5 protein-coding genes are annotated in these 6,219 nt (G+C 74.0%); all 5 read right to left on the bottom strand.

Translation table 11 applies throughout. From position 1 onward, the window contains the following. Window positions 1-222: 222 nt before the first annotated feature. On the bottom strand, window positions 223-765 hold the full coding sequence (locus AOK15_RS33235) for a GNAT family N-acetyltransferase (protein WP_055522034.1): 543 nt from the start codon (window positions 763-765) through the stop codon (window positions 223-225). Between the two features lie 144 nt (window positions 766-909). Beyond that, window positions 910-2,319 carry a hypothetical protein gene (locus tag AOK15_RS33230; RefSeq protein ID WP_055522033.1) on the bottom strand — a complete coding sequence of 470 codons (1,410 nt, stop codon included), beginning with the start codon at window positions 2,317-2,319 and terminating at the stop codon, window positions 910-912. Window positions 2,320-2,519: 200 nt separating this feature from the next. Continuing rightward, complete coding sequence (locus tag AOK15_RS33225) at window positions 2,520-3,620, bottom strand: ABC transporter permease (protein ID WP_420877010.1); 1,101 nt, start codon at window positions 3,618-3,620, stop codon at window positions 2,520-2,522. A gap of 230 nt (window positions 3,621-3,850) precedes the next feature. Beyond that, window positions 3,851-4,696: an ABC transporter ATP-binding protein gene (locus AOK15_RS33220; RefSeq protein WP_079058849.1), complete on the bottom strand. Its 846-nt coding sequence runs from the start codon at window positions 4,694-4,696 to the stop codon at window positions 3,851-3,853. Next, window positions 4,693-6,219: peptidoglycan-binding protein (locus AOK15_RS33215; protein WP_205632274.1), on the bottom strand; the 1,527-nt coding region annotated here is incomplete at its 5' end. The genes AOK15_RS33215 and AOK15_RS33220, both read right to left, overlap by 4 nt.

Raw genomic sequence — 6,219 nt, 5'->3', positions numbered from 1 at the left:
GAGGACGCCGCGCCGGCGCGGGGCGCGAAGGCGGGTGACGGGGCGACAGCGCCCGTGAAGCGGGCCGGTACGGGGTCATGGCCCGGCCGTGACCGCCGGCCGTAGTGCGGCCTGGTGACCGGAAGCGGTGACACCGAAGGCCGGTGGCCGGTGGCCGCCGACGAAGGCCGGTGAGCGGTGACACCGGAGGCCAGTGGCCAGTGGCCAGTGACCAGTGACCAGCTAGCTTTTCGCGTCCGGCTTCCATTCCGCGACGAGGAGGCCGAGGAGCACCTCGTCGAGGAACTCGCCCATCACCCAGGCCGAGGAACGCAGGACGCCCTCGCGGACGAAGCCGTTGCGCTCGGCGGAGCGGAGCATCGCGGTGTTGTCGGACAGCGTCTCGATCTGGAGCCGGTGCAGGCCGCGCACGACGAACCCGTAATGGCACAGCACGGCGACGACGTCGGTGCCGTAGCCCTTGCCGCGACAGGACGGCAGCAGCCCGAGCCCGATGTGGGCGCACCGGTTGTGGTTGTCGATGCCCCAGAGGGTCGCGGTGCCGACCAGGGTGTCGCCCTCCAGTTCCACCACGGAGAACTGGACGAGTCCGTCGTTCTTGCCGTCGACAAACAGCCGCGGGTCCTTCGAGTCGGGTGTGATCGGCCGCCACGGCCCGCCCTCGGCGCGCGCGGCGTTGGCCACGTCGTCGTAGAGCTCGGTCCGCAGGACCGGGATGTCGTCCTCGTACCGGGCCCTGAGCCCGACCTTGGTCCCCTTCAGCATGCGAGCTTCTTATCCGACCGTCCGGACCGGCGGCAAACCGATTAACGATCTCCGCGATCGCCGAGGGGACACCGCACGGCCCCTCCCGCGCGATGACCTCGCGGGAGGGTCCGCTCCTCCAAAGTCCCCCGCTCCGGGGCCCGTTCACGCCCGCAGCGGGTTCACCCGTACCGCCGCCATCAGGTACCAGGCGGTTGCCCCGGTGTGCCGGTAGGGGTAGTAGCCGAAGCCGAAACCCGTGTCGAGGGGGCTGCTCGCGGAGACGATGCCGGAGCGTTCAGGGAGGGTACGGCCGCCGACGGTCTGGGCGGTGCCCAGGTGGTCCTGGGCGCGTTCGAGGGAGTCGAGCAGGCGCCGGGCGCGGTACTCGTCACCGCGCGCCCCCCGGTCACGGAACGCGAGCGCCAGATGGGCGGTCCCCTCGAACCACACGCCGTTGCGGTCCGGCTTCGGCTGGAACTCGGCGATCGGCTTGTCCTCGTCGGCGACGAGGCTCGCCGAGCTGAACGTGACCCCCTCGTACGACTGCCCGGCCGGCACCGTGCTGTTGCGGCGCCCGGAGTGGTCCAGGACGGCAAGTTCACCGGCCGCCCAGTCCAGGGACCGCGCGAAGCGGCGCGAGTCGAGCGCGAGGTGCGTCCAGGTCTGGGTGTCCTCGGGGATCGGGGACTTGTTGACGGTGACCCCGTCGTTGGTGCCGGTGTAGAAGAAGCCACCCGCCGGCTCCCACATGCGCCGCACGAACGCCTCCGCCCGCGCCGCGCGTTTCCGCCACACCCGGTCGCCGGTGAGCCGGGCGAGCCGCCCGAACAGGCAGACCAGGTCCGTGTTGTGCTCGGTCGACGTGAACGGCAGCTTCTCGTTCGCCCCGTTCACCCCGAACTTGTAGCCGCCGAGGGGCTCGTCCGTACGGCCGGTGCGCTCGATCCACTCCCCGATCCGCACCGCCGCCGCGAGGAACCGCCGGGCCCGGGTCCGCCGGGCCAGCGCGCTGAGCGCGATACCGGCCCACGCCATGTCCCCGACGGCCGTCCCCGTGAAGCCGAACTGCGTGCCGACGTTCGCCGTGCCGTCCGGCCGTACGAAGCCGTGCGGCTGCGACACGCCGTCGAAGAAGACGTAGGGCCCGACGTTGTACGCCTGCCGCAACCGGCCGTCGTCGTACGCCGGGTCGTGCGCCTGGGCGTAGATCAGCGCGTCCCCGAGGAGCACGGCCCGGGTCTCGCCGTCCCGTGTGCGCACCGCCAGGTGGGCGAGGATCGCGAGGGCGTTGTCGTAGGTGAACGCCGTGCTGAACAGGTTCGCCTGGTCGGTGTAGCTCTGCGTCAGCCGGACGGTGCCGTGGTCCGGGTAGGCGTCCATGGCGGCGGCGAGGAAGGACCGCGCCCGCCGCCGGGCCGACCCGCCGGGGGCCTTGGCGGCGCCGGGCGCTTGCCCGGCCGGGACCCCGGGCGCCGCGTGGGCCGTGCCGGAGAGGCCGGTCGCGGTGAGCGCCGCCACGCCGAAGCCGAGCAGCGCACGACGGCTGGGTGTCGGACCTGGTCTGCCGGTCATGGTTCTCCCTTGAGGTACGGGACATCAGGCGGCACCTGATGCTTGAGAGCGCTCTCAGAGCATGCGCGCTCATTGTGCTGGCGCTTGTGATCCGGGTCAACGGCTGTGTCGCGCGGGCCGGTTGGGGACACTCGGCGGTGGACCGCTCGGAACTTGCCCTTCATGACTCGGCGTTCGGACTCGGGATGAGCACTCGGCGCTCAGCGGCGGAGCGCCTCCACCGGTTCGATGCGGGCGGCGCGCCACGCCGGGTAGAGGCCCGCGGCCACGCCCGTGGCGAGACCGATCAACGGGGCCGTCGTCACCACCAGCGGGTGGACCACGGGGGACCACTCCCGGGCCACCGCGACCGCCACCACCACGAGCACGCCGACGCTGGTGCCGACCAGGCCACCGAGGCCGCCCAACGCCCCCGACTCGGTGAGGAACTGCACGGTGACATGCCGGCCGCGCGCCCCGAGCGCCCGGCGCAGTCCGATCTCCCCGGTACGCTCCAGCACCGAGACCAGCGTGGTGTTGGCGATGCCGACCGCGCCGATGACCAGGCAGATCCCGGCCAGGGCGAGGAACAGCTGGGAGAGGTCGTCGCCGACCGAGGTACGCAGTCCGCGGGGGTCGGGCGGCGGCACGGCCCGGATGTACTCGGGGTGGTCCGCGCGCAGCGCGACCGGCGCCTCCCGCGCGACCTGGCTCGCCGCGCCCAGCTCGGTGGCGATCAGCATCTCCGCCGCGCCCGGCTCCGGCGCCCCCCACAGGGCCTCGGCCGTGGCGGGCGGCACCATCACCGACAGCAGCAGCTCCGGGCGGCGTTCCACGTCGGAGAGGATCCCGGCGACCGTGAAGGACTGGTCCCCGATGAAGACCGCCGGATCGGTGTCCAGTCCCGTGATGCCGAGCCGCTGGGCCACCGACCGGCCGACGACCACGACCGGCTCCCGGCGGTCGGCCAGGTGATCGTCGTAGAGGCGCCCCTCGGCGAGGGTGGGCTGAGCGGCGCGCAGCGCCCGGGGCGAGGCGGCCCGGACGGGGGTGTCCGCGTGCACGCCGTCCACCAGCGGGGAACCGGTGACGCGCCGGCCCCCCGGCAGCTTCACCGGCCACAACACGCCCGCCTCCCGTACTCCGTTGACGCGCCGGATCAGCTCCTCGGCGTCGGCGGGGAAGGCGTACTCGGCCATGGGGTCCTGCTCGACGGCGGCGTCCTGAAGGGTCACCTCGGTGGCGGTCAGCGCGTTGAAGCGGTCGTCGATCTGGGCGGACGCGGTGGCGGTCAGACCGAGGACGGCGACGAAGGCGCCCACGCCGAGCACGGTGCCGAGTGAGGTCAGGGCGGAGCGGGCCGGGCGCTGGAGGACACCGGAGACGGCCTCCGCGAGCAGGTCCCGCCAGTGGAGACGCGACGGCGGCGGAGCCGCGTCGGGGCCTCGATCGCGACGACCGCTCCGCCCACTCCGACAGCTCCACCCTCTGCGAACGCTCCACCCTCTGCGAACGCTCCACCCGCTCCGGCGGAACCACCTCGGCCGGATCATCAGCCGACTCCCCCGCCCCGCCCCGTGGGCATGGGATCAGCGACCACGGCCGCGCCCGCGCCCACGTCCCCGTTCGCGTCCACTCGCACCCCTGGCCCTGCCCCTGCACCTGCACCTGGTCCCGCCTCCGCGAGGACGCCGTCCCGGACGGTGACCGTGCGGGTGCCGTGCGCGGCCACGTCCGGGTCGTGGGTGATGACCAGGACGGTCATGCCGTCCGCGTTCAGGGCCGTGAGGAGGTCGAGGACCAGCCCGGTGTTGGCGGTGTCGAGGTTGCCGGTCGGCTCGTCGCACAGCAGCAGGGACGGCCGGTGGACGAGGGCGCGGGCGATGGCGACCCGCTGCCGTTCCCCGCCGGACATCCGGGTCGGCAGGGCGCCGAGCCGGTGGCCGAGCCCGACCCTGACCAGGGCGGCGCGGGCGCGTCCGGCGCGTGCGGAGCGGGGGGTGCCGTTGTAGACCATGCCGAGTTCCACGTTCTCCAGGGCGGTGCGGTGCGGCAGCAGATGGAAGGACTGGAAGACGAAGCCGACGCGGCGTCCGCGCAGCGCGGTGCGGGCGGGTTCACCGAGGGCGCCGGTGTCCAGGCCGTCGAGGAGGTAGGTGCCGGTGGTGGGCCGGTCGAGCAGGCCGAGCACGTTGAGGAGGGTCGACTTCCCGGAACCGGAGGGCCCGGTGACGGTGAGGAACTCCCCGGTCCGTACGACCAGTTCGCACGGCTTCAGCGCGGCGACCGGCGGCCGCCCGGAATAGGTGCGCCCGACCCCCCGGAACTCGATCACCGGCACACCACCGGACCGCCCCACGGGCTCCCCCGTGGGGCGGGGGTCCGGCGCCTCGCTCATGACAGGTCCTGTCCGTCGTCGCCCGTGCCCCGGCGGCCCGCCGGGGAGTCCGCGGCGACGCCGGTCATCACCCGGTCGCCCTCGCGGAGGGAACCCGCCCGGAGCGGCTCCACCGCGACGAAGCCGCCGCCGCTGGTCAGTTCCCGTACGTCGATCCGCCGCTGCCCGCCTCCGGCGTCGACCACGGTCACGTAGAGCGTTCCGCCGCGCCCGGCGGTGACCGCGGTGATGGGGACGACCAGTTCCCTGCCTTTCGTGGAGGCGGCCCGGATGGTGACGCGGACGTCCTGTCCGGACAGCTCGGCCCCGATCGGCTTGTCGGGGCGCAGGACGACGAGATAGCCGGAGCCGTCGGTGGTCCGCTCGTCCCCCGTGTCCTCGTCGCCGCCCTCGGAGTCCCGCCGCGGCGAACCGGGGGTGTCCGCGACGGAGACGAGCCGCGCGGAGAACCGCCGTTGCCCCAGCTCGGCGTAGATCTCCGCGGGCTGGCCGGTCTTGAGCAGGTCCACCTGGAGCTGGTTGACCCGGGCGTGGACGAGGAGCTTGCCGGCCGAGACGGTCATCGCCCGCTCGCCCACCGCGCCGCCGACGTGCGCGTCCACCGCGTCGACGCGGGCCGGGAACCCGGAGAGGAAGACGACCTCGGCGGCGGGCAGCGTGGGCCCGGCGCTGTCCTCGGCGGCCCCGCGGTCGGCGCGCGCGGTGTCGCGGTCCTCGATGGCCCGGGCAAGGGTCCGCCGCGCGGTCCGCACGGCCCGCCGGGCCTCGGTGCGGTCGGCGCCGGAGGCAGCGTTCCGCAGGGTGGCGTAGGCGTCGGAGAGCGCGGTCCGTGCGTCCTCGACCGCGCGTTCAGCGGCGGTGAGTGCGGTGGCGGCGGCCTTCAGGGTCTCCCCGCCGTCGTCCGTCGCGGGCAGCGGCTCGTAGCCGATGGAGGAGTAGAAGGAAGCCAGGGCGGACTTGGTGGCGGGACCGAAGACCCCGTCGGTGTCCTGGCCGCTGTCGAGGCCCCGTTTCCTCAGCGCGTTCCGGAGCTGGGTCACGTCCTGTCCCCGCATGCCGGGCTTCAGGTCCCGGTACGCCGGGATCGTGCCCTCCAGCGCGAACACCGGCCGCCCGGAGACCTCCAGGAGGACCTGTCCCGGTCTGACCGGGGAACCCGCCTTCACCGGCACGCCGCTGACGACCGCTCCGGCGGTGCCCTCGGCGCCCGCGCCGGTCTGCGGCGAGACGGTGACGGACTGCTCGGCGGTCACGGTTCCGCGGGTGACCACGTCGCTGGTGAGCACCCGATGCTCCACGGGGCGGGTGAGCAGCGACGACGGGGGCGGCGCGGCGTCCGCGGCGCGCTGGGCCGGCGACTTGATCCACATCCCGGCGCCGACGCCGACGGCGGAGAACAGCGCGGCGGTCACGACGACCGCGACCAGCGCCCGCCGACCGGCCCACTGCGCCGAACGGCCCCCGGGTTCCTCACCGAAGCCCTCTCCGGGTTCCACCCCAGGGCCCTGCCCGGGTCCCTGTCC

The organism is Streptomyces ossamyceticus (genome assembly GCF_001418475.1).
GTDB lineage: Bacteria > Actinomycetota > Actinomycetes > Streptomycetales > Streptomycetaceae > Streptomyces > Streptomyces ossamyceticus.
The sequence above is the reverse complement of the archived record's forward strand: the minus strand, read 5'-3'. Positions and strand labels throughout refer to the sequence as shown.